Raw genomic sequence first — 22,500 nt, 5'->3', positions numbered from 1 at the left:
GCTATGTTCGGTTGTGAGGAATGGCGAAGGCTACGCCTCACCTATTGCACGGGTGCGCCTACAGGACAGGAGTTCAGGGCGAATTAACCTCTCGTTGGTGGGGTGGGGAGCTTGTCGACTGGGGAGGAGAGGGGCGAAGTCGCCAAGTCCGAGACACCGGCAATCGCCGGGGTCTGGTGCAAAGGGAGATGCTCGACGGCCAAGGAGCCGTACTGAGCGATCCGGGAACGGAGTTCTGCGTGGACATCGTCGTCAAGGGCCGCAAGACCGAGGTGCCCGAGCGGTTCCGGAAGCACGTGGCCGAGAAGCTGAAGCTGGAGAAGATCCAGAAGCTCGACGGCAAGGTGATCAGCCTCGACGTCGAGGTGTCCAAGGAGCACAACCCGCGGCAGGCCGACCGGTCCGACCGTGTGGAGATCACCCTCCACTCCCGAGGCCCGGTGATCCGGGCCGAAGCGGCGGCAGGCGACCCGTACGCAGCGCTCGACCTCGCCAGCGACAAGCTGGAGGCACGACTGCGCAAGCAGCACGACAAGCGGTACACCCGCCGCGGCAGCGGCAGGCTCTCGGCGGCCGAGGTCGCCGACGTGGTGCCGGGCGTCGCGTCGCTCAACGGCAGCGGCCAGGTGGTGTCGGAGGAGACCGGCACCGTGCCCACCACGATGATGGGTTCGATCGAGGTCCAGGGCGAAGGGCCGCTGGTGGTCCGCGAGAAGACCCACAAGGCCGCCCCCATGACGCTCGACCAGGCGCTCTACGAGATGGAGCTGGTCGGGCACGACTTCTATCTCTTCGTCGACTCCGACACGAAGCAGCCGAGCGTCGTCTACCGGCGACACGCCTACGACTACGGAGTCATCCACCTGGAGAGCGACCCTCTCGCGGGTGAGGACCTCGGTGGCGCCGGCGGCGCCCTCGGCGGCTGAACCGACCTGACGGACCTGCACAACCGCCTGACCCGATCCGGCGGGCCCAGCCCGCCGGACCCGTCGGCCCGAGCTCGCCGGACCGAGCCGCGGCCGCGGAACCGACACGGTGCCCCTGGAGCGCCCCTCGCGCTCCCAGGGGCACCCCTGTGCGACCGTGTGCGACCGCGTGCGACGACGCGTTCACCGCGAGGTCGCCGGGGCATGAAATCATGGCGTGCACGCCAACCGGTGCTCCCCGAGCAGCGGTTGGAGGACCGAGAGCGATTCAGCACACGACTTCAGGCCACGGCCTTCAGGGGGAGGAACGATGGCAGACGGCTTCGGGCCGGTGCACGGCGGGCGGGAGCCCATGGGCACGGTGCATCCGGAGGTATCGGATCCGGCCATCGGCTCGGGACGCGACGAGCCGATCCGGGTGCTCGTCGTGGACGACCACGCCCTTTTCCGACGCGGCCTGGAGATCGTCCTCGCGCAGGAGGAGGACATCCAGGTCGTCGGCGAGGCCGGGGACGGGGCGGAGGCCGTCGACAAGGCGGCCGATCTGCTGCCCGACATCGTGCTGATGGACGTACGGATGCCCAAGCGCGGCGGCATCGAGGCCTGCACCTCCATCAAGGAGGTGGCCCCCAGCGCGAAGATCATCATGCTGACGATCAGCGACGAGGAGGCCGACCTCTACGACGCCATCAAGGCGGGTGCCACCGGCTACCTCCTGAAGGAGATCTCCACCGACGAGGTGGCCACCGCGATCCGCGCGGTCGCCGACGGCCAGTCGCAGATCAGCCCGTCGATGGCCTCCAAGCTGCTCACCGAGTTCAAGTCGATGATCCAGCGCACCGACGAGCGGCGACTGGTGCCCGCGCCCCGGCTGACCGACCGCGAGCTCGAGGTCCTCAAGCTGGTCGCGACCGGGATGAACAACCGGGACATCGCCAAGGAGCTGTTCATCTCCGAGAACACCGTGAAGAACCACGTCCGGAACATCCTGGAGAAGCTCCAGCTGCACTCCCGGATGGAGGCCGTGGTCTACGCGATGCGGGAGAAGATCCTGGAGATCCGCTGACGGTCACGGCTCCCCGCCCGCGACCGCCGTACGCCGCCTTCAGTCCAGCGACCTGACGGACGACCTGACGAGCTCTGCGGAGACGCCCGGACCGTCCACCCGCTCCACCGCCACCGCGTCGCAGCCCACCCACTCGGCCGCCTCGCGCAGCGCCCGCGCCACCGCCGGCACCGCTTTCGGGCCTTCGAGCGAGACCTGCCGGGCGACCAGCGTGCCGCCCTCCCGCGCCGGGTCCACCCGGCCCACCAGCCGCCCCCCGGACAGCACCGGCATGGCGAAGTAGCCGTACACCCGCTTCTGCTTCGGCACATACGCCTCCAGCCGGTGGGTGAAGCCGAAGATGCGCTCGGTGCGGGCCCGCTCCCAGATCAGCGAGTCGAAGGGCGACAGCAGCGTCGTGCGGTGCCGGCCGCGCGGCTCGCTCGCGAGCGCCGCGGGATCCGCCCAGGCCGGCTTCCCCCAGCCCGCCACGGTCACCGGCACCAGGCCCGAGTCCGCGACCACCGCGTCGAAGGCCTCGGCCTTGATCCGGTGGTAGTCGGCGATGTCCGCGCGGGTGCCGACGCCCAGCGCCTCGCCCGCCTGCCGTACGAGCCGGCGCAGGCACTCCGTGTCGTCGAGGTCGTCGTGGAGCAGCTCGGCCGGGACCGCCCGCTCGGCCAGGTCGTAGACCCGCTTCCAGCCGCGCCGCTCGGTGACCACCACCTCGCCGTACATCAGCGCCCGCTCGACGGCGATCTTCGAGTCGGACCAGTCCCACCACTCGCCCTTGTTCTTCGCCCCGCCCAGCTCGGTCGCCGTCCGCGGGCCCTCGGCCCGCAGCTGGGCGATGACCGCCTCGTACGCCCCGGGGGACAGCTCGTGGCCCCAGTGCGGGCGGTCGCGGTAGGCGCGGCGGCGGAAGGCGAAGAGCGGCCACTCCTCGACGGGGAGGATGCAGGCGGCGTGCGACCAGTACTCGAAGGCGTGGCCCTCGGTCCAGTAGGCGTCCTCGACCGTCCGGCGGCCGACCGCGCCCAGGCGCGCGTACGGGATGAGCTCGTGCGAGCGGGCCAGTACGGAGATGGTGTCCAGCTGGACCTGCCCGAGGTGGCGCAGCACACCGCGCACGCCCGCCCTGCGGTCGGGCGCGCCCAGGAACCCCTGGGCCCGCAGGGCGATCCGGCGGGCTTCGTCGGCGGACAGTTCGGCGGCGGGGCGCGGAGCGGTCGTCATGATCCGCAGCCTAGGGCGCGGCACTGACAACGGTCCCGGCTCCCCGAACCCCGCCGCCGGGGGCCGCAGGGGGCTCAGACCCGCGCCGGCAGATACGGCGTCGGGGCCGGCAGGCCCATGTCGGAGGGGAGCAGCGAGCCGGTCCAGGCGTCGCGGACCGTGCCCTTGTTGAGCAGGCCGGCCCGCTCGACGCCCTCCAGGGTGAACCCGGCCCGTTCGGCCACCGCGCGGGAGGGGCCGTTGCCGACCTCGGCGCGCCACACCAGGCGGTGGACGCCGAGCGCGGTGAAGGCCCAGTGGGCGGCGGCGCGGACGGCCTCCGTCATATAGCCGTGGCCCCGGTGCTCCGCGGCCATCCAGAAGCCGACCTCGCGGACGCCCTCGCCGCGCGACGTCAGGCCGAGCGCGGCGATCAGCGGCCCGCCCTGGACCGGCTCGACGGCGAAGGCGTACTCCCGGTCGGTGCTCCAGCCCTCCGGGACGAGCCGGTTGACGAAGAAGCCGGCGTCCTCGTGCGTGTAAGGCGAGGGGACGACGGTCCAGCGTTGGATGGCGGGGTCCTGACAGGCGGCGTGCACGGCGGCGAGGTCCTGCGGCGTGAAGGAGCGCAGGCGCAGCCGCTCGGTGGTGAGAGTGATGGGCTCCATGACGGAATTGTGGTGACCCGCCCGAGTCGATGCGAACACTTTTCGTAACCGGCGGCACCTTCCGGCGGCCTCGTGCGTTCTTCTTGAGGGAGGCGTCACGGACGGGAGCAGGGCTCCCGTACAGCGGGCCTCCCTCCGCGAGGGCGGTCTCGCTTACGATGGCCGTTGCGGTGGGGACCACCTGCCGTGCCCGCGCCCGAGTCATGACAAGACCCAGTGCCAGGCCCGACCGGCAAGGAGACCAGCCTCAGTGTCCGTCTTCAACAAGCTCATGCGTGCAGGCGAAGGCAAGATCCTGCGCAAACTGCACCGCATCGCGGACCAGGTCAACTCCATCGAAGAGGACTTCGTCAACCTCTCCGACGCCGAGTTGCGGGCGCTTACCGATGAGTACAAGCAGCGCTACGCCGACGGCGAGAGCCTCGACGACCTGCTTCCGGAGGCGTTCGCCACCGTCCGCGAGGCCGCCAAGCGCGTCCTCGGCCAGCGCCACTACGACGTCCAGATCATGGGCGGCGCTGCCCTGCACCTCGGCTATGTCGCCGAGATGAAGACCGGTGAGGGCAAGACCCTCGTCGGCACCCTCCCGGCGTATCTGAACGCGCTGTCCGGCAAGGGCGTGCACCTGATCACGGTGAACGACTACCTGGCCGAGCGCGACTCCGAGATGATGGGCCGCGTCCACCGCTTCCTGGGCCTGAGCGTCGGCTGCATCCTGGCCAACATGACGCCGGCCCAGCGCCGCGAGCAGTACGCGTGCGACATCACGTACGGCACGAACAACGAGTTCGGCTTCGACTACCTGCGCGACAACATGGCGTGGTCCCAGGACGAGCTCGTCCAGCGCGGCCACAACTACGCGTGTGTCGACGAGGTCGACTCGATCCTCGTCGACGAGGCCCGTACGCCGCTGATCATCTCCGGCCCGGCCGACCAGGCCACCAAGTGGTACGGCGACTTCGCCAAGCTGGTCACCCGCCTCGTCAAGGGCGAGCCCGGCAACCCGCTGAAGGGCATCGAGGAGACCGGCGACTACGAGGTCGACGAGAAGAAGCGCACGGTCGGCATCCACGAGTCCGGCGTCGCCAAGGTCGAGGACTGGCTGGGCATCGACAACCTCTACGAGTCGGTGAACACCCCGCTCGTGGGTTACCTGAACAACGCCATCAAGGCGAAGGAACTGTTCAAGAAGGACAAGGACTACGTCGTCATCGACGGCGAGGTCATGATCGTCGACGAGCACACCGGTCGTATCCTCGCCGGCCGCCGCTACAACGAGGGCATGCACCAGGCGATCGAGGCCAAGGAGGGGGTGCAGATCAAGGACGAGAACCAGACGCTCGCCACGATCACCCTCCAGAACTTCTTCCGCCTCTACGACAAGCTCTCCGGCATGACCGGTACGGCCATGACCGAGGCGGCCGAGTTCCACCAGATCTACAAGCTGGGCGTCGTCCCGATCCCGACGAACAAGCCCATGCAGCGCAAGGACCAGCCGGACCTGATCTACCGGACCGAGGTCGCCAAGTTCGCCGCCGTCGTCGACGACATCGCGGAGAAGCACGAGAAGGGCCAGCCGGTCCTCGTCGGCACCACCTCGGTCGAGAAGTCCGAGTACCTGTCGCAGCAGCTCAGCAAGCGCGGCATCCCGCACGAGGTGCTGAACGCCAAGCACCACGAGCGCGAGGCCGCGATCGTCGCCCAGGCGGGCCGCCGCGGCGCCGTCACCGTCGCCACCAACATGGCCGGCCGCGGTACGGACATCAAGCTCGGCGGCAACCCCGACGACCTCGCCGAGGCCGAGCTGCGCCAGGCGGGCCTGGACCCGGTCGAGCACGTCGAGGAGTGGGCCGCGGCCCTGCCCGGCGCCCTTGAGCGGGCCGAGAAGGCCGTCAAGGCGGAGTTCGAGGAGGTCAAGGAGCTCGGCGGCCTGTACGTCCTGGGCACCGAGCGCCACGAGTCCCGCCGTATCGACAACCAGCTCCGCGGTCGTTCCGGCCGTCAGGGCGACCCGGGCGAGTCCCGCTTCTACCTGTCGCTCGGCGACGACCTGATGCGCCTGTTCAAGGCCGCGATGGTCGAGCGCGTGATGGCGATGGCGAACGTGCCGGACGACGTGCCGATCGAGAACAAGATGGTCACCCGGGCCATCGCCTCCGCGCAGGGCCAGGTCGAGAGCCAGAACTTCGAGACGCGCAAGAACGTCCTGAAGTACGACGAGGTCCTCAACCGCCAGCGCGAGGTCATCTACGGCGAGCGCCGCCGCGTCCTGGAGGGCGAGGACCTGCACGAGCAGGTGCGCCACTTCATGGACGACACGATCGACGACTACATCCGCCAGGAGACCGCCGACGGCTTCGCCGAGGAGTGGGACCTGGACCGCCTGTGGAACGCGTTCAAGCAGCTCTACCCGGTCAAGGTCACGGTCGAGGAGCTCGAGGACGCGGCCGGCGACCGGGCGGGCATCACGGCCGAGTTCATCGCGGAGTCCGTCAAGAACGACATCCACGAGCAGTACGACGCCCGCGAGAAGCAGCTCGGCTCGGAGATCATGCGCGAGCTGGAGCGGCGCGTGGTCCTGTCGGTGCTCGACCGCAAGTGGCGTGAGCACCTCTACGAGATGGACTACCTGCAGGAGGGCATCGGCCTGCGGGCGATGGCCCAGAAGGACCCGCTGGTCGAGTACCAGCGCGAGGGCTTCGACATGTTCTCCGCGATGATGGAGGGCATCAAGGAGGAGTCCGTCGGCTACCTGTTCAACCTGGAGGTCCAGGTCGAGCAGCAGGTCGAGGAGCTCCCGGTGCAGGACTCCCCGTCCCTGGAGAAGGACTCGGTCCCGGCCGGCGCCGGGCGGCCGGAGATCCGCGCCAAGGGCCTCGACGCGCCGCAGCGTCCGGACCGGCTGCACTTCTCCGCGCCGAAGGTCGACGGTGACGGCTCGGTCATCGAGGGCGACTTCGCCTCCGACGGCGGCGAGGCCGGCGACGGGCTGACCCGCGCGGAGCGCCGCAAGGCGCAGAAGAGCGCGGGCGGGCGCCGCCGCAAGAAGTAGTCGGCAGCACTGCCGAGCGAAAGGGCCGGTCACCGGGTGCGGTGACCGGCCCTTTCGTGCGCCTACGAGGGCAGTCCGTCGACTTCCACCGCCGCGCAGCGCCAGCGGCGGTCCTGGCCGCGTTCCAGGCGGAAGGCCATGGCGCGGACGCGCTCACCGGTCGCGATGGTCGCGCAGGCCTCGACGGCGTTGGGGCCCGGCGGCCGGGCGGAGCAGCGGCGCACGACCGGGCGGGGGCCGTAGGAGCGCAGCGGGGTCTCGGGGGCGAGCCGGACGAGCTGCTCGTACGCCTCGCCCACGGTGTGGCCGAGCATCCAGTGCACGGGACGCTCCCCGCTGAGCACGGCGAGCAGCTTTTCCGCGAAGACGGCGTGCGGGGGGACCATCCGGCGCGGGGCGGAGCCCGCGCGGCCGCGGGGGGCGGTTCCGGCGGGGCCCGCGGGGCGGGTGGAGCCGGTGGGGCGGGTGGAGCGGTGGGGGTGGGTCGTGGGGTGCGTGGGCGTGGTCATGGCGTCCCCGTTCGTCGCGTTGCGTCACCGACCGATACCTGTCGGTAACTTCGTTGGGGATCTTGTACGGGGATGCCGACCGCCCGGGCAAGGGGCTCGGGCCCGTGTGCGGGGGCCCGGCGCGATTCACCTATCAGGGTGAGGGGAGGGCTCCCGGGGCCCCCGTGAGCCCCGTGACGCGGCCTGCGGGGGTGACGGGGTCGGGGGCTGGGCCGGGGGCCCCGAAGGGGGACTCCGCACGTATCCTGAGGGCGTCTCCGACTACGAAAGCGGCCAGCCATGCGCGTGTACGTCCCCCTGACCCTGTCCGGTCTCGCACAGGCGCACAAGGCGGGCGAGCTCGGCCCCGGGCCCCTCACCGCCTACGCCGTCACCCCCGCCCTGCGCGAGTGGTACGTCTCCGACGACATCGAGGAGCTGGAGTACGCCGCCCTCAACCGCGCCGCCGCGGCCTCGCTGCGGCTGCTCGCGGGCGACCCCGAGGCCGCGCGGCGGCGGATCGTCGTCGCCGTGGACGTGGCCGACAAGGACGCGGTCGTCGACCCGGACCGCGGGCTCGACGCGAGCTCGCTCGGCGAGGTGCGGATCGCCGGCGCCGTACCGCTGGCCAAGGCCGCGGCGGTGCACGCCGACGCCGACGACGCCCGCGCGGACGTCTCCGCCGCCGCCGACGCGCTCGGGGCGGCGGATCAGGGCGACGACGACGCCCAGTTCGTCGTGGACGGCGCCGAGGACCACGAGCTGCTCTGGTACGGGGTCCAGGAGATCCCGGCGCTGCTGGGCTGAGCCGCCGGCCGGTACCGTGTGCCTCCATGGGGAAGCACGGAAAACACCTGGTCTGGGACTGGAACGGCACGCTGCTCGACGACATCGCCGCGGTGATCGGCGCGACGAACGCGGCCTTCGCCGAGCTGGGGCTCGAACAGATCACGCTGGAGCGGTACCGCGAGCTGTACACGGTGCCGGTGCCGAAGTTCTATGAGCGGCTGATGGGGCGGCTGCCGACGGACGAGGAGTGGCTCGTCATGGACGGCGCCTTCCATCGTCACTACTGGCAGCAGGCCGAGGGCTGCGGTCTCACCGCGGGTGCCGCGGAGCTGCTCGCGGCGCGTCAGGAGTCCGGTCTCACGCAGTCGCTGCTGTCACTCGCGCCGCACGAGGAGCTGATACCGCTGGTGCGGCGGCACGGGATCGCCGAGCGGTTCCTGCGGGTCGACGGGCGGGTGGACCGGTCCACGGACGGAAAGTCCGGGCACATGGTGCGGCACCTGGCGGAGCTGCGGGTGCCGGCGGAGCGGGTCGTCGTCATCGGGGATGCGGCGGATGACGCGGTGGCGGCGTTGCACGTGGGGGCGCGGGCGGTGCTGTACACCGGTGGGTCGCACAGTCGCCGCAGCCTGGAGCGGGTCGGTGTGCCCGTCGTCGACTCGCTGGCGGAAGCGGTGGCCGTGGCGGAGGAGCTGGTCTAGCGGGCGCCCTCGGTGGGGGGCGCGGGGGAGCGGGGCCGGGTGCGGCCCGGTGGGGGGTTTGTGCCCAATCGTTCCGCCCTGTGGAACGATTGCCCGCAAACCCCCGGCGGCGGGCTTCCTAGGCCTTCGCCTCTCGCAGGACCTTCAGGAACTCCCGCATCCAGGTCGGGTGGTCCGGCCAGGCCCGGGAGGAGACGAGTCGGCCGTCGACGACTGCCGCCGTGTCCTGGAAGCTGGCGCCCGCCGACTGCATGTCGAGCTCCAGGGCCGGGTACGCGGTCACCCGGCGGCCCTCCAGGCCGCCGATCGCGGCGGTCAGGAGGGGGCCATGGCAGATCTGGGCCACCGGCTTGTCGGCGTCGAAGAAGGACTTGAGGATCTTGCGCAGCTCCGGGTCGTTGCGCAGGTACTCCGGGGCGCGCCCGCCCGGGATGACGACGGCCAGGTACTCGCCCGGGTCGACCTCCGAGAAGGCCAGGTCCGCGGGCCAGGTGTAGCCCGGCTTCTCGGTGTACGTGTCGTAGCCCGGCTCGAAGTCGTGCACGACGAAGCGGAGCTGCTTGCGGGCGGGGGCGGCGATGTCGACCTCGTACCCCTCCTCCAGGAGGCGCTGGTACGGGTACATCACCTCCAGCGACTCCGCCGCGTCCCCGGTCACGATCAAGATCTTCGCCATGGCGACTCCCCTAGAGCCCTCGTCGGTATGCCCCGGGTAACCATTCGTCGCTGTCCACAGTGTCAAACTTCCACCCCAGCTTTTGTACACATAAGGACCATGACGGGCCGGGGGGCAACAGCGATAGGCTTTTCCCGTGATCAGCGCGATATGCCGAGGGGGCAGTGCAGCCCCCGGCTTCCGCCCGGTCCGCCACAGCGGCCGGGCCGACGGTGCGTTCGCCGATCCCTTCCGCCCGGGCACGACGGTCCCGGCAGGCACGACCTGCGCAGTGGCCGAGATGCACCCGGACATCTCTCATCGCGGCATAACGTCGACTTCGACCGGTACCACCGCGTCGTGGCGTTGTGTCCTTTCTTCCACCGACGTCACGCAACGGCGCGCGACAGGAGTCAGAGGACATGCAGACCAAGCTGGACGAAGCCAAGGCCGAGCTGCTCGATCGGGCTGCCCGGGTAGCTGAGAACAGCCCGGCCGGGGGGCGACTTCCGACGGGGCCGGAGAACGGGGAGCGTCCGGACCGGGCCACCCTGCTCGACTACCTCCAGCGCTACTACCTGCACACCGCGCCAGAAGACCTGACGGACCGCGACCCCGTCGACGTCTTCGGTGCCGCGCTCTCGCACTACCGGCTCGCGGAGAACCGTCCCCAGGGCACCGCGAACGTCCGCGTCCACACGCCGACGGTGGAGGAGAACGGCTGGACCTGCAGCCACTCCGTCGTGGAGGTCGTCACCGACGACATGCCGTTCCTCGTGGACTCCGTCACCAACGAGCTGTCCCGCCAGGGCCGCGGCATCCACGTCGTCATCCACCCGCAGGTCCTCGTCCGCCGTGACGTGACCGGCAAGCTCATCGAGGTCCTCGCCAAGCAGCTGCCCAAGGACCAGCTGCCGCACGACGCGCTCAACGAGTCCTGGATCCACGTCGAGATCGACCGCGAGACCGACAAGGCCGACCTCAAGCAGATCACCTCCGACCTGCTGCGCGTCCTGTCCGACGTCCGCGAGACCGTCGAGGACTGGGAGAAGATGCGCGACGCCGCGCTGCGCATCGCCGAGACCCTGCCCGAGGAGCCCACTCCCTCCGACCTGCGGCCCACCGAGGTCGAGGAGGCCCGGGAGCTGCTGCGCTGGCTCTCCGACGACCACTTCACCTTCCTCGGCTACCGCGAGTACGAGCTGGTCAACGGCGACGCCCTGTCCGCCGTCCCCGGCACCGGCCTCGGCATCCTGCGCTCCGACCCGCACCACAGCGGCGACGACCCGCACGCCCACCCCGTCTCGCCGTCCTTCAGCCGGCTGCCCGCCGACGCCCGCGCCAAGGCGCGCGAGCACAAGCTGCTGATCCTGACGAAGGCCAACAGCCGGGCGACCGTGCACCGCCCCTCGTACCTCGACTACATCGGCGTGAAGAAGTTCGACGCGGCCGGCAACGTCGTCGGCGAGCGGCGCTTCCTCGGCCTGTTCTCCTCGGCCGCCTACACCGAGTCCGTCCGCCGGGTCCCCGTCGTCAAGCGCAAGGTCCAGGAGGTCCTGGAGGGCGCCGGCTTCTCGCCGAGCAGCCACGACGGGCGCGACCTGCTCCAGATCCTGGAGACCTACCCGCGCGACGAGCTCTTCCAGACCCCGGCCGACGAGCTGCGCTCCATCGTCACCAGCGTCCTGTACCTGCAGGAGCGGCGGCGGCTGCGGCTCTACCTGCGCCAGGACGAGTACGGGCGCTACTACTCCGCCCTCGTCTACCTGCCGCGGGACCGCTACACCACCCGCGTCCGGCTGCGGATCATCGACATCCTGAAGGAGGAGCTGCAGGGCACCTCCGTCGACTTCACGGCCTGGAACACCGAGTCGATCCTCTCCCGCCTCCACTTCGTCATCCGCGTCGAGCCCGGCACCGCGCTCACCAAGCTGACCGAGGCCGACGTCGACCGCATCGAGGCCCGGCTGGCCGACGCCGCCCGCTCCTGGGCCGACGGCTTCGGCGAGGCGCTCAACGCCGAGCTGGGCGAGGAGCGCGCCGCCGAGCTGCTCCGCCGCTACGGCAACGCCTTCCCCGAGGGCTACAAGGCCGACCACTCGCCGCGCGCCGCCGTGTCCGACCTGGTCCACCTGGAGGCCCTGGCCGGCAGCGACAAGGACTTCGCGCTCTCCCTGTACGAGCCCGTCGCCTCCGGTACCGGCGAGCGCCGCTTCAAGATCTACAAGACCGGCGACCCGATCTCCCTCTCCGCCGTCCTGCCGGTGCTCAACCGGCTCGGCGTCGAGGTGACCGACGAGCGCCCGTACGAGCTGCGCTGCGCCGACCGCTCGGTGGCCTGGATCTACGACTTCGGCCTGCGGATGCCGCTGCCCACCGGCAACGGCGGCGACTACCTCGGCGACGACGCCCGCGAGCGCTTCCAGGAGGCCTTCGCCGCCACCTGGACCGGCGAGGCCGAGAACGACAACTTCAACTCGCTCGTCCTGTCCGCCGGGCTCACCTGGCGCGAGGCGATGGTGCTGCGCGCCTACGCGAAGTACCTGCGCCAGGCCGGTTCGACCTTCAGCCAGGACTACATGGAGGACACCCTCCGCAACAACGTCCACACCACCCGGCTGCTGGTCAACCTGTTCGAGGCCCGGATGGCCCCGGAGCGCCAGCGGGCCGGCACCGAGCTGATCGACGGCCTCCTGGAGGAGCTGGACGGCGCCCTGGACCAGGTCGCCTCCCTGGACGAGGACCGCATCCTGCGTTCCTTCCTGACCGTCATCAAGGCGACCCTGCGGACGAACTTCTTCCAGAAGAACACCGCCGGCGACCGGCACTCCTACGTGTCGATGAAGTTCGACCCGCAGGCCATCCCCGACCTGCCGGCCCCGCGCCCCGCCTTCGAGATCTGGGTCTACTCGCCGCGCGTCGAGGGCGTCCACCTGCGCTTCGGCAAGGTCGCCCGAGGCGGGCTGCGCTGGTCCGACCGGCGCGAGGACTTCCGTACCGAGATCCTCGGACTGGTCAAGGCGCAGATGGTGAAGAACACCGTCATCGTGCCGGTCGGCGCCAAGGGCGGCTTCGTCGCCAAGCAGCTCCCGGACCCGTCCGTGGACCGCGACGCCTGGCTGGCCGAGGGCATCGCCTCGTACAAGACCTTCATCTCGGCGCTGCTCGACATCACCGACAACCTGGTCGCCGGCGAGGTCGTGCCCCCGGTCGACGTGGTCCGCCACGACGAGGACGACACCTACCTGGTCGTCGCCGCCGACAAGGGCACCGCGACCTTCTCCGACATCGCCAACGGGGTCGCCGAGTCCTACGGCTTCTGGCTGGGCGACGCCTTCGCCTCCGGCGGCTCGGCCGGCTACGACCACAAGGGCATGGGCATCACCGCCCGCGGCGCCTGGGAGTCGGTCAAGCGCCACTTCCGCGAGCTGGGCCACGACACCCAGACCGAGGACTTCACCGTCGTCGGCGTCGGCGACATGTCCGGCGACGTCTTCGGCAACGGCATGCTCCTCTCGGAGCACATCCGCCTCGTGGCCGCCTTCGACCACCGGCACATCTTCCTCGACCCGAACCCGGACGCGGCCACCTCCTACGCCGAGCGCCGCCGCCTCTTCGACCTGCCCCGCAGCTCCTGGGCCGACTACAACGCCGAGCTGCTCTCGGCCGGCGGCGGCATCCACCCGCGTTCCGCCAAGTCGATCCCGGTCAACGCGCACGTCCGGGCCGCCCTCGGCATCGAGGACGGCGTCACCAAGATGACCCCGGCCGAGCTGATGAAGGCGATCCTGCAGTCGCCCGTCGACCTGCTGTGGAACGGCGGCATCGGCACGTACGTGAAGTCCTCGGCCGAGTCGAACGCCGACGTCGGCGACAAGGCCAACGACGCCATCCGCGTCGACGGCCAGGACGTCCGCGCCAAGGTCATCGGCGAGGGCGGCAACCTCGGCGCGACCCAGCTGGGCCGCATCGAGTTCGCCCGCTCCGGCGGCCCCGCCGGCGAGGGCGGCAAGGTCAACACCGACGCCATCGACAACAGCGCCGGCGTCGACACCTCCGACCACGAGGTCAACATCAAGATCCTGCTCAACGGTCTGGTCGCCGAGGGCGACATGACCGTCAAGCAGCGCAACAAGATCCTCGCCGAGATGACCGACGAGGTCGGGGCGCTCGTCCTGCGCAACAACTACGCGCAGAACACCGCCCTGGCCAACGCGGTCGCCCAGTCGCCGTCCCTGCTCCACGCCCACCAGCGCTTCATGCGCCGACTGGGCCGCGACGGGGCCCTCGACCGCTCGCTCGAGTTCCTGCCCAACGACCGCCAGATCCGTGAGCTGCTCAACGCCGGCAAGGGCCTGTCCCAGCCGGAGCTCGCCGTGCTCCTCGCGTACACCAAGATCACGGTGGCGGACGAGCTGATCGGTACGGAGCTGCCGGACGACCCGTACCTGCGCGGGCTGCTCCACGCGTACTTCCCGACGCTGCTGCGCGAGAAGTTCACCGAGGCCGTCGACGGGCACCCGCTGCGCCGCGAGATCATCACCACGGTCCTGGTCAACGACACCGTCAACACCGGTGGCTCGACCTTCCTGCACCGCCTCCGCGAGGAGTCCGGCGCGTCGATCGAGGAGATCGTCCGGGCGCAGGCCGCGGCCCGCGCGATCTTCCGTCTGAGCGAGGTCTGGGACGCCGTCGAGGCCCTCGACAACAAGGTCCCGGCCGAGTTCCAGACCCGGATGCGGCTGCACTCGCGCCGCCTGGTCGAGCGCGGCACCCGCTGGCTGCTCAACAACCGGCCGCAGCCGCTGCAGATCGGCGAGACCATCGAGTTCTTCGCCGACCGGGTCGAGCAGGTCTGGGAGAAGCTGCCGCAGCTGCTGCGCGGCGCGGACCTCGAGTGGTACCAGTCGATCCTGGACGAGCTGACCGCGGTCGGCGTCCCCGAGGAGCTGGCGCTGCGCGTGGCCGGGTTCTCCTCCGCCTTCCCGACGCTCGACATCGTCGCGATCGCGGACCGCACGGCCAAGGACCCGCTGGCGGTCGCCGAGGTCTACTACGACCTGGCCGACCGGCTGCGGATCACCGACCTGATGGACCGGATCATCGAGCTGCCGCGCAGCGACCGCTGGCAGTCGATGGCCCGCGCCTCCATCCGCGAGGACCTGTTCGCCGCGCACGCCGGTCTCACGGCGGACGTCCTGGCGGCCGGGAACGACGCCGCCACGCCGGAGGAGCGGTTCAAGGCCTGGGAGGACGAGAACGCGGCGATCCTGGGCCGGGCGCGCACGACCCTGGAGGAGATCCAGGGCTCGGACGCCTTCGACCTGGCGAACCTCTCGGTCGCCATGCGGACGATGCGCACGCTGCTGCGGGCGCACAGCTAGTCGGGGTTACGACGAAGGGGGCGCCCCCGCCGGTATGTCCGGTGGGGGCGTCCCCTTCTTCCGTACGGCCGCCCCGGCCCCCTTCTTCCGTACGGCCGGGGCGGCGGCGTCAGGCGGGCGTGGCCACCGAGCCGGTCCACAGGCGGCGGGCGGCCAGGACCGCCGCGGCGAGCAGCAGGCCGTTGCGCAGCACCATCACGGCGATGCCGGTCCAGGTGCCGGCGGCGACATGGGCGTACAGGACCGGGTACGCCAGGGAGCTCAGCGCGGCGGCCGGGAGGATCAGCAGGGCGACCGGGCGCATGACGGTGCGGCGGGAGGTCAGGCAGACGGCGGCCAGGCCGAGCAGCCACACCAGGTACTGGGGGCTGATCACCCGGCTGGTGACGGTGAAGAGGAGCACCGCGGCGAAGGCGGCGTCGAGCGGGGTCGCCTCGGTCCAGGTGCGGGCGCGCATCCGCCACAGGAGCAGCCAGCCGAAGGCGGCCGCGGTCAGCAGCAGTGCGACGTGGCCCACGGTCGACACGTACGGCCCGACGTACTCGTAGGCGCCGTAGCGGAACTGGACGGAGCCCGGCCAGAGGCCGGCAGCCCTGGCCACGGCGAGGCCGGTGCCGCCGAGGGACTCGATCTGGATGCCCCGGTTGCCCTGCTGGCGCAGGAAGCCGAGCGAGTCGGAGAAGAGCAGCCCCAGGGTGGCGAGGAGGGCGACGACGGTGACGGCGGCGGCGGTCCAGGCCTCGCGGGTGGTGCGGCCGCGCGGGGTGCCGATCAGGGTGAGGGCGGGCCAGACCTTGACCAGCGCGCCGAGCCCGGCCAGCACCCCGCCGACGCGGTGGGCGACGGTGGAGCGGGACTTCAGGGCGAGCAGGGCGAGGACGGCGAGTGCGGTGCTCTGCACGTCGTAGCGGGCGAGCGGGATGTGCAGGAGCAGCGGGAGGCCGAGGACCCAGTACCAGGCGCCGTGGGTGAGGCGGGCGCTGTCGGCGCGGGCGAGTGCCACGGCGACGAGCGCGTCGGCGAGGAGGGTCAGCAGGACGAAGCCCTGGAAGTAGGTCAGCCAGGGCAGGATCCCGGGCGACATGATGACCAGGCCGGCGCCGGGCGGGTACTGCCAGGTGGGGTCGCCGGGCGGGAAGGTGCCCTGGGCGAACAGGCCGTACCAGTGCCGGTAGAGGATGTGCACCTCGCTCGCCACGCCGCCGATGCCGAGGCTGTCGCGGTGCAGCAGGAGCAGCATCCCGGCGCGGGTGAGCAGCCAGAGGACGCCCAGGGCGAGCCGGGGGCCGAGGCCGACGGTGACGAAGGTCGCCGAGGTGAAGGTCTCCGACTCGAAGGGGGAGCGGGTGAGGGCGGGTGGCGCGGACTCCGTGCGGGCCGTGCCGGGCGGGGGCGCAGGGTCGGTCGTCATCCCTTCGCACTCTAGCGAGATTTGTCCTACTTCCTCCCGGTCTTGGCGCCCGTACTGGTGAACGCGTGGAACTCCTCGTACGCCGCCACGACCTCGGCCGCGGGTCCGTCCATGCGCAGCGTGCCCGCTTCCAGCCACAGGGCCCGGTCGCAGGTCTCGGTGATCGTGGAGTGGGAGTGGCTGACCAGGAAGACCGTGCCCGCCTCGGCGCGCAGTTCGTCGATCCGCTTCTGGCTGCGGCGGCGGAAGGGCGCGTCGCCGGTGGCGAGGGCCTCGTCGATGAGGAGGACGTCGTGGCTGCGCGCGGCGGCGATGGAGAAGCGCAGCCGGGCCCCCATGCCGGAGGAGTACGTCCGCATCGGCAGCGAGGCGAAGTCCCCCTTGTCGTTGATCCCGGAGAACTCGACGATGTCCGCGTAGCGCTCGCCGATCTCCCGGCGGCTCATCCCCATCGCGAGGCCGCCGAGGATCACGTTCCGCTCGCCCGTCAGGTCGCTCATCAGGGCCGCGTTGACCCCGAGCAGGGCCGGGTGGCCGCGGGTGTAGACGCGGCCCCGGCTGGTGGGCAGGAGCCCCGCGATCGCCTTCAGGAGGGTCGACTTCCCTGATCCGTTCGAACCGACCAGGCCGATCGCCTCGCCCCGGTACGCGACGAATCCGACGCCCTTGACGGCGTGGACGGTACGCGGTCGGCGCCCGGCGCCGCCCCGCTCCGTGTACGTGACGTGGACGCCGTCGGCGACGACGGTGGGCTCGCGGCCCCCGGCGGCTTCTCGGGTGGGCTCAGCCGCGGCCATAGGTCTCCTCCGCCTTCCAGAAGTAGACGAACCCGGCGGCGAAGCCGAGCACCGCCCACCCGGTGGCCACCGCCCAGACGTGCGGCGGGAGCTGGGCGGCGGTGAAGCTCTCGACCAGCGCGAAGCGCAGCAGGTCGATGTAGACGGCCGCCGGGTTGCACTGCAGGGCCAGCACCACCAGGTGCGGGAAGCGCCCGCCGCCCGCGAGGTGCTGGATCGACCACATGACCCCGGAGGCGTACATCCAGGTGCGCAGCACGAACGGCATCAGCTGCGCGATGTCCGGTGTACGGGACGCGAGCCGGGCCATCACCAGGGCGAGCCCGGTGCTGAAGAGCGTCTGGAGCAGCAGGGCGGGGACGGCCAGGAGCCAGCTCGGGCGGGGGAACTCGCCGAAGCAGAAGAGGATCACGACCAGCGCGCCCAGCGAGAAGACGAGCTGCTGGAGCTGCTGGAGCGCGAGCGCGATGGGCAGGCCGGCGCGCGGGAAGTGCAGGGCGCGGACCAGGCCGAGGTTTCCGCTGATCGCCCGGGTACCGGTCATGATCGTCTGTGAGGTGAAGGTCCAGGCGAAGACGCCGGTGATCAGGAACGGTACGTAGTCCGGGACGCCCCGCTGGACGTCCATGAGGACGCCGAAGATCGCGTAGTAGACGGCCGCGTTGAGCAGCGGGGTCATGACCTGCCAGACCTGGCCGAGCCGGGCCTGGCTGTACTGCGCGGTGAGCTTGGCCGTCGCGAAGGCGGTGATGAAGTCCCGCCGGGACCAGAGCTGCCGCGCGTACGCGGGGAGCGAGGGGCGGGCGCCGCTCACGGTCAGGCCGTGGCGCAGGGCGAGGGCGCGGAGCTCCTCCGAGGTGGGAGGGGTGGGGGGCGCGGCGGGGGTGGGGGATCCGGAGGGTTCGGGGGGTCCCGGGGCGCCGGGGGGTTTGTCGAGGGTGTGGGTCGTCACGGGGGTCGCCTTCGCTCTCGGCTTCCGATGGAACGGGTCCGTATCGTCGCTACGGGGAGAGTAGGACGCTCCCACGTCGGAACGCAACCGTGTCGTCGTCACGTTTACGTCCAGGTCAGCGCTGGTTAAAATCCCGGTCATGACGACACCTTCCGGAACCCCTCGCCGCACCCCCGCGGGAGCCGCCGTGCTCCGGGAGGACGTCACGGAGGCCATCCGCGCCGCCGTCTTCGAGGAACTGGCCACCGTCGGCTTCGCCCGGATGTCCATCGAGGGCATCGCGCGCCGCGCCGGGGTCGGCAAGACCGCCGTCTACCGGCGCTGGAAGTCCAAGCTCTCCCTGGTGCTCGACCTCGTCGGCGCCTTCGCCGGCCAGGGACTGCCCGCGCCCTCGACCGGCTCGCTGCACGGGGACGTGCGCGCCCTCCTGGAGGTCGCCGCGCACGGCCTGCGCCATCCGGTCGCCTCGCAGGTCGTCCCGGACCTGCTCGTCGAGGCGGCGCGGAACCCGGAGATCGCCGAGGCCGTCAAGGCCGCGCTCCTCGACGGCGGGCAGGGCGTCGTCGCCCGGATCGTCGGCGAGGCCGTCGCCCGCGGCGAACTGCCCGAGGGCGCCGACCCCGACCGCGCCCTCGACCTCGTCGTCGGCCCGCTCTACTGGCGGCTCGTGGTGGTCCGCACGGAGCTGCCGGAGGGGTACCTCGACGACCTGGCGCGGTCGGCGGTGGCGGCGCTCACGGCCTAGTCCGGGCCGCGGGAAACCGCCCTCCCCCCGGAGCGCCCGGCGTCACTTCACCGCGCCCGCCATCACCCCGGACACGAACTGCCGCTGGAAGGCGAAGAAGACCAGCAGCGGGATCACCATCGACACGAACGCGCCGGGCGCGAGCACGTCGACGTTGTTGCCGAACTGGCGTACCTGCTGCTGGAGCGCGACCGTGATCGGCGGCGACTGCGCGTCCGCGAAGATCAGCGCCACCAGCATGTCGTTCCACACCCACAGGAACTGGAAGATGCCGAGCGAGGCGACCGCCGGGCCGCCCAGCGGAAGCACCACCCGGGTGAAGAGACGGATCTCGCCCGCCCCGTCGAGCCGCGCCGCTTCGAGGAGCTCGCGCGGGATCTCCGCGAAGAAGTTCCGCAGCAGGAAGATCGCGAACGGCAGCCCGAAGGCCGTGTGGAAGAGCACCACGCCCAGCGTCGTCTCGAAGATCCCGACCGCGCCGAACAGCTTCGACACCGGCACCAGCGCCACCTGCACCGGGACCACGAGCAGCCCCACCACCACCAGGAACCACCAGTCCCGGCCGGGGAAGTCCAGCCAGGCGAAGGCGTAGCCGGCGAGCGCGCCGATCACGATGACCAGGAGCGTGGCCGGGACGGTGATCAGGACCGTGGCGACGAGCGAGTGGGTGATCGTGTCGTTCGCGAGCAGGTTCCGGTAGTTCTCGGTGGTCAGCTGCGCGGGCGCGGCGAAGACCTGCCACCAGCCGTCCGCGGCGATGTCGGACGGGGAGCGCAGCGAGGACAGCAGCAGCCCCACCGTCGGCATCAGCCAGAAGAGGCCGACCAGGACGAGGAGCACCCGGGCGGCGCCGCCGGCGGCGCGGGCGGCGATCCGGGACCCCAGCGGGCGGGTGGGCCGGCGGCTCATCGGCGGGTCTCCCTTCGCGTACGGCGCATCCGGCGGATGTTGAGCGCCATCACCGGCAGCACGAGCAGCAGGAGCAGGACGGCGATGGCCGAACCGACCCCGAGGTCGGCGTCCGTGCCGAAGGACGAGCGGTACAGCTGGAGCGCGAGCACGTTGGCGTCGTCCTGTGCCGAGCCGGGCGCGATGATGAAGACCAGGTCGAAGACCTTGAGCACGTTGATCATCAGGGTCACCAGGACGACGGCGAGCACCGGCGCCAGGAGCGGCACGGTGATCCGCCGGAACACCTGCCACTCGTTCGCCCCGTCGACCCGCGCCGCCTCCAGGAGTTCACGCGGCAGGCCGGCGAGCCCCGCCGCGATCAGCACCATCGCGAAGCCGGCCCACATCCACACGTAACTCCCGATGATCGCGGGCGTGACGAGCGAGGGCCCGAGCCACTCGACCCCGTCGTACTGCTCGCGGAAGTTGCTCGCCGGGAGGCGGAGCACGGCCCCGTCGGCGGCGGCCGGCAGGGTGAAGGTGCCGTCGGCGGCGGCCGTCGTGTGCGCCACGACCCTGCCGTCCTTCACCGCCTCGATCCGCAGCCCCTTGAGCCCGAGTTCCTTCGGGTCGACGACGTTGGGCTTCCCGCCGCCGCCCCGGGTGAAGTCCAGCCAGGCGGTGCCGGTGACGCCGGCGTCGCCGCCGGACGCGGGCGCGGCCCGGGCCGGGAGGGCGCCCTCGGGCATCTGCGCGGGGGCCACGCCGATGAGCGGCAGCCGGACCGGCTGACCGGTGTGCACCGGCGACTTGGTCACGTACGCCCCACCGCCCGCCTCCTCCAGCGGATGCACCGGCAGGGGCCGGGCCCGCGGGAAGCCGGAGGCCTCGGCGAAGGTGTCGTGCACGCCGACCCAGACCGCGTTGGCCACCCCGCGGTCCGGGTCCTGCTCGTACACCAGCCGGAAGATGATCCCGGCGGCGAGCATCGAGATCGCCATCGGCATGAAGACGACCAGCTTGAACGCCGTTCCCCAGCGCACCCGTTCGGTGAGCACCGCGAAGACCAGACCGAGCGCCGTGGCCACGGTGGGGGCGACGACCACCCAGACGAGGTTGTTGCGGACGGCGGTGCGGATCGACTCGTCGGTGAAGAGGGTGACGTAGTTGTCCAGGCCGGCGAAGGAGTCGCCGGCCTTGTCGAAGAAGGAGCGCTGGACCGAGTAGCCGATGGGGTAGACGACCAGCGCGCCGAGCAGGACGAGGGCGGGCAGGAGGAAGAGGCCGGCGGTGAGCGCGGCCCCCGGGCGGGTACGGCCGTGCCCGCGCGGACGGATCGGCGGAGGCGTTCCGGCGTGGCTCATCGGTCAGCCCTTGTACGCCTTGGCGGCCTCGGCCTCCAGTCTGGCCTGGGCACCGGCGACGTCCCGCGGGTTCTTCAGGAAGTCCTGGAGCGCCTTCCACTCGCCCTTGCCGGGCGTCCCGCCGAACGACTGCGGCATCTGGTCCGACATGTCGAAGCGGAAGTCGTCGCCCGCGCCGATCAGCGCCGCGGCGATCTCCCGCTGCACGTCGTTCGGGTACGCGGCCTTGTCCAGTCCCTTGTTGGGGGACACGAAGCCGCCGAGGCCCGCCCAGATACGGGCCGCGTCGGGCGAGGCGAGGAAGGTCAGCAGGGCCTGCGCGCCCTTGGTGTCCTTGAGCGCCACGGCCGCGTCGCCGCCGGTGACCACCGGGGCGGTGCCGCCGTCGCCGACGGCCGGGAACGGGAACACCTTCGCGTCCTTGCCGATCTCGGCGCCGGTCTGCGCGATGTTCACCGCGGAGAAGTCGCCCTCGAACACCATCGCGGCCTTCGCCCGGTCGCCGCCGGTGAAGGTCTGGGTCACGGAGACGGGGAACTCCGTCTGCAGGGCGCCGTTCGTGCCGCCCGCGAGCAGGGCGGGCTTGCCGAACAGCTCGGCGAGCGTCGTCAGGGCGCGGGTGACGGACGGGTCCGTCCACTTGATCGTGTGCTTGGCCAGCTGGTCGTACTTCTCGGGGCCGGCCTGGGACAGGTAGACGTTCTCGAACCAGTCGGTGAGCGTCCAGCCGTCCGCGCCGCCCACGGAGACCGGGGTGACGCCGGAGGCCGAGATCGTCTCGGCGGTGGTGAGCAGCTCCTTCCAGGTCTTGGGCTCGCTCACGCCCGCGTTGTCGAAGGCCGCGGTGTTGTACCAGACGAGGGACTTGTTGGCGGCCTTGAAGTAGACGCCGTACGGGGTGCCCCCGACCGTGCCGAGGTCCTGCCAGCCCCGGGAGTAGTTCTTCGTCAGCTGGGCCCTGGCCTCCGGGCCGAGCGGCTTGAGCCACTTCTGCGCCGCGGCCTGGTGGATCGCGCCGACCTGCGGCAGCATCGCCACGTCGGGCGGCGAGCCGCCGGCGATCTTCGTGCCGAGGAAGTTCACGATCGGGTCCTGGGCGGGCACGAAGGTGACGGTCGCGCCCGTGCGCTTCTCGAACTCCTCCAGCACCTTGGTGAAGTTCTCCTGCTCGGGGCCGGTCCAGACGGCCGCGACCTCGATCTTCTCGCCCTTGAGGGACGGTAAGGAGAGCCCGGCGCCGTTGCCCCCGCCGCTCGCGCTGGGCGCGGACGCGCCGGGGTCCTTGTCGCCGCCGCCCCCGCCGCAGCCCGCAGCCGTGAGGACGGCGACCGCCGCCACGATGCCGATCCGAAGAGTCCTGCTGCCACGCATCCGAGCCCCGCCTCTCCTGCGCTCACTGGTCCCGTGGCCTCAGGTC

The 22,500-nt window shown here is 71.3% G+C and carries 17 protein-coding genes; 7 read left to right on the top strand and 10 right to left on the bottom strand.

Annotated elements, in window-relative coordinates:
- Positions 1-239 precede the first annotated feature (239 nt).
- Entirely contained in the window at positions 240-926 is a 687-nt protein-coding gene (gene hpf / locus ACH414_RS07465; protein ID WP_382536082.1) for a ribosome hibernation-promoting factor, HPF/YfiA family, read from the top strand.
- Between the two features lie 310 nt (positions 927-1,236).
- Positions 1,237-1,992: a response regulator gene (locus tag ACH414_RS07460; RefSeq protein WP_382536079.1), complete on the top strand. Its 756-nt coding sequence runs from the start codon at positions 1,237-1,239 to the stop codon at positions 1,990-1,992.
- A gap of 39 nt (positions 1,993-2,031) precedes the next feature.
- Here ACH414_RS07460 and ACH414_RS07455 read toward each other — a convergent pair whose 3' ends face one another.
- Together ACH414_RS07455 and ACH414_RS07450 are read right to left on the bottom strand one after the other, a co-directional pair.
- The gene (locus ACH414_RS07455; RefSeq protein WP_382536076.1) at positions 2,032-3,207 is read right to left on the bottom strand and encodes a winged helix-turn-helix domain-containing protein; all 1,176 of its coding nucleotides are present in this window, start codon (positions 3,205-3,207) and stop codon (positions 2,032-2,034) included.
- Positions 3,208-3,281: 74 nt separating this feature from the next.
- Entirely contained in the window at positions 3,282-3,854 is a 573-nt protein-coding gene (locus tag ACH414_RS07450) for a GNAT family N-acetyltransferase (protein WP_398941102.1), read from the bottom strand.
- A 250-nt stretch (positions 3,855-4,104) separates the two neighbouring features.
- On the opposite strand from ACH414_RS07450, the gene secA reads away from it, so the two are divergent.
- Positions 4,105-6,906 carry a preprotein translocase subunit SecA gene (gene secA / locus ACH414_RS07445; protein WP_398941100.1) on the top strand — a complete coding sequence of 934 codons (2,802 nt, stop codon included), beginning with the start codon at positions 4,105-4,107 and terminating at the stop codon, positions 6,904-6,906.
- Positions 6,907-6,968: 62 nt separating this feature from the next.
- Here the strand turns inward: secA and ACH414_RS07440 are convergent, their stop codons facing one another.
- On the bottom strand, positions 6,969-7,415 hold the full coding sequence (locus ACH414_RS07440; RefSeq protein ID WP_398941098.1) for an Rv3235 family protein: 447 nt from the start codon (positions 7,413-7,415) through the stop codon (positions 6,969-6,971).
- Positions 7,416-7,694: 279 nt separating this feature from the next.
- On the opposite strand from ACH414_RS07440, the gene ACH414_RS07435 reads away from it, so the two are divergent.
- Complete coding sequence (locus ACH414_RS07435) at positions 7,695-8,201, top strand: DUF6912 family protein (RefSeq protein ID WP_382536065.1); 507 nt, start codon at positions 7,695-7,697, stop codon at positions 8,199-8,201.
- A 26-nt stretch (positions 8,202-8,227) separates the two neighbouring features.
- Positions 8,228-8,884: an HAD family hydrolase gene (locus tag ACH414_RS07430; RefSeq protein ID WP_382536062.1), complete on the top strand. Its 657-nt coding sequence runs from the start codon at positions 8,228-8,230 to the stop codon at positions 8,882-8,884.
- 118 nt (positions 8,885-9,002) lie between these two features.
- Here the strand turns inward: ACH414_RS07430 and ACH414_RS07425 are convergent, their stop codons facing one another.
- Positions 9,003-9,560 (bottom strand): DJ-1/PfpI family protein, encoded by a 558-nt coding sequence (locus tag ACH414_RS07425; protein WP_382536059.1) that lies wholly within the window; start codon positions 9,558-9,560, stop codon positions 9,003-9,005.
- Positions 9,561-9,961: 401 nt separating this feature from the next.
- Between ACH414_RS07425 and ACH414_RS07420 the strand changes: the two genes are divergently transcribed.
- A complete protein-coding gene (locus ACH414_RS07420) occupies positions 9,962-14,923 on the top strand; it encodes an NAD-glutamate dehydrogenase (protein ID WP_386564776.1) in 4,962 nt (1,653 codons plus the stop codon).
- 109 nt (positions 14,924-15,032) lie between these two features.
- Here ACH414_RS07420 and ACH414_RS07415 read toward each other — a convergent pair whose 3' ends face one another.
- From ACH414_RS07415 to ACH414_RS07405, 3 genes are read right to left on the bottom strand one after another with little or no spacing between them, the layout of a single operon-like run.
- Entirely contained in the window at positions 15,033-16,334 is a 1,302-nt protein-coding gene (locus ACH414_RS07415) for a glycosyltransferase 87 family protein (RefSeq protein ID WP_398941095.1), read from the bottom strand.
- A 26-nt stretch (positions 16,335-16,360) separates the two neighbouring features.
- Positions 16,361-17,131, bottom strand: coding sequence for an ABC transporter ATP-binding protein (locus ACH414_RS07410; RefSeq protein WP_391768957.1), 771 nt, complete (start codon positions 17,129-17,131; stop codon positions 16,361-16,363).
- Positions 17,118-18,083, bottom strand: coding sequence for an ABC transporter permease (locus tag ACH414_RS07405; RefSeq protein ID WP_398941093.1), 966 nt, complete (start codon positions 18,081-18,083; stop codon positions 17,118-17,120). Before ACH414_RS07405 ends, ACH414_RS07410 begins: the two co-directional genes overlap by 14 nt.
- A 139-nt stretch (positions 18,084-18,222) precedes the next feature.
- Between ACH414_RS07405 and ACH414_RS07400 the strand changes: the two genes are divergently transcribed.
- A complete protein-coding gene (locus tag ACH414_RS07400) occupies positions 18,223-18,828 on the top strand; it encodes a TetR/AcrR family transcriptional regulator (protein WP_382536044.1) in 606 nt (201 codons plus the stop codon).
- A 42-nt stretch (positions 18,829-18,870) separates the two neighbouring features.
- Here the strand turns inward: ACH414_RS07400 and ACH414_RS07395 are convergent, their stop codons facing one another.
- From ACH414_RS07395 to ACH414_RS07385, 3 genes are read right to left on the bottom strand one after another with little or no spacing between them, the layout of a single operon-like run.
- Positions 18,871-19,737 carry a carbohydrate ABC transporter permease gene (locus ACH414_RS07395; RefSeq protein WP_382536041.1) on the bottom strand — a complete coding sequence of 289 codons (867 nt, stop codon included), beginning with the start codon at positions 19,735-19,737 and terminating at the stop codon, positions 18,871-18,873.
- A complete protein-coding gene (locus ACH414_RS07390; RefSeq protein WP_382536039.1) occupies positions 19,734-21,083 on the bottom strand; it encodes a carbohydrate ABC transporter permease in 1,350 nt (449 codons plus the stop codon). Before ACH414_RS07390 ends, ACH414_RS07395 begins: the two co-directional genes overlap by 4 nt.
- Before the next feature lie 3 nt (positions 21,084-21,086).
- Entirely contained in the window at positions 21,087-22,454 is a 1,368-nt protein-coding gene (locus ACH414_RS07385; RefSeq protein WP_382536036.1) for an ABC transporter substrate-binding protein, read from the bottom strand.
- Positions 22,455-22,500: the final 46 nt, after the last annotated feature.

This window comes from Streptomyces sp. NPDC020422 (assembly GCF_044386705.1).
Taxonomy (GTDB): domain Bacteria; phylum Actinomycetota; class Actinomycetes; order Streptomycetales; family Streptomycetaceae; genus Streptomyces.
This window is presented reverse-complemented; position numbering and strand designations above follow the sequence as displayed.

Excerpts from the sequence above, each read along its gene's own strand:
- ACH414_RS07460 (WP_382536079.1), top strand. The coding sequence starts at position 1,237 with ATGGCAGACGGCTTCGGGCCGGTGCACGGCGGGCGGGAGCCCATGGGC.
- ACH414_RS07455 (WP_382536076.1), bottom strand. The coding sequence starts at position 3,207 with ATGACGACCGCTCCGCGCCCCGCCGCCGAACTGTCCGCCGACGAAGCC.
- ACH414_RS07450 (WP_398941102.1), bottom strand. The coding sequence starts at position 3,854 with ATGGAGCCCATCACTCTCACCACCGAGCGGCTGCGCCTGCGCTCCTTC.
- ACH414_RS07440 (WP_398941098.1), bottom strand. The coding sequence starts at position 7,415 with ATGACCACGCCCACGCACCCCACGACCCACCCCCACCGCTCCACCCGC.
- ACH414_RS07435 (WP_382536065.1), top strand. The coding sequence starts at position 7,695 with ATGCGCGTGTACGTCCCCCTGACCCTGTCCGGTCTCGCACAGGCGCAC.
- ACH414_RS07430 (WP_382536062.1), top strand. The coding sequence starts at position 8,228 with ATGGGGAAGCACGGAAAACACCTGGTCTGGGACTGGAACGGCACGCTG.
- ACH414_RS07425 (WP_382536059.1), bottom strand. The coding sequence starts at position 9,560 with ATGGCGAAGATCTTGATCGTGACCGGGGACGCGGCGGAGTCGCTGGAG.
- ACH414_RS07420 (WP_386564776.1), top strand. The coding sequence starts at position 9,962 with ATGCAGACCAAGCTGGACGAAGCCAAGGCCGAGCTGCTCGATCGGGCT.
- ACH414_RS07415 (WP_398941095.1), bottom strand. The coding sequence starts at position 16,334 with ATGACGACCGACCCTGCGCCCCCGCCCGGCACGGCCCGCACGGAGTCC.
- ACH414_RS07410 (WP_391768957.1), bottom strand. The coding sequence starts at position 17,131 with ATGGCCGCGGCTGAGCCCACCCGAGAAGCCGCCGGGGGCCGCGAGCCC.
- ACH414_RS07400 (WP_382536044.1), top strand. The coding sequence starts at position 18,223 with ATGACGACACCTTCCGGAACCCCTCGCCGCACCCCCGCGGGAGCCGCC.
- ACH414_RS07395 (WP_382536041.1), bottom strand. The coding sequence starts at position 19,737 with ATGAGCCGCCGGCCCACCCGCCCGCTGGGGTCCCGGATCGCCGCCCGC.
- ACH414_RS07390 (WP_382536039.1), bottom strand. The coding sequence starts at position 21,083 with ATGAGCCACGCCGGAACGCCTCCGCCGATCCGTCCGCGCGGGCACGGC.
- ACH414_RS07385 (WP_382536036.1), bottom strand. The coding sequence starts at position 22,454 with ATGCGTGGCAGCAGGACTCTTCGGATCGGCATCGTGGCGGCGGTCGCC.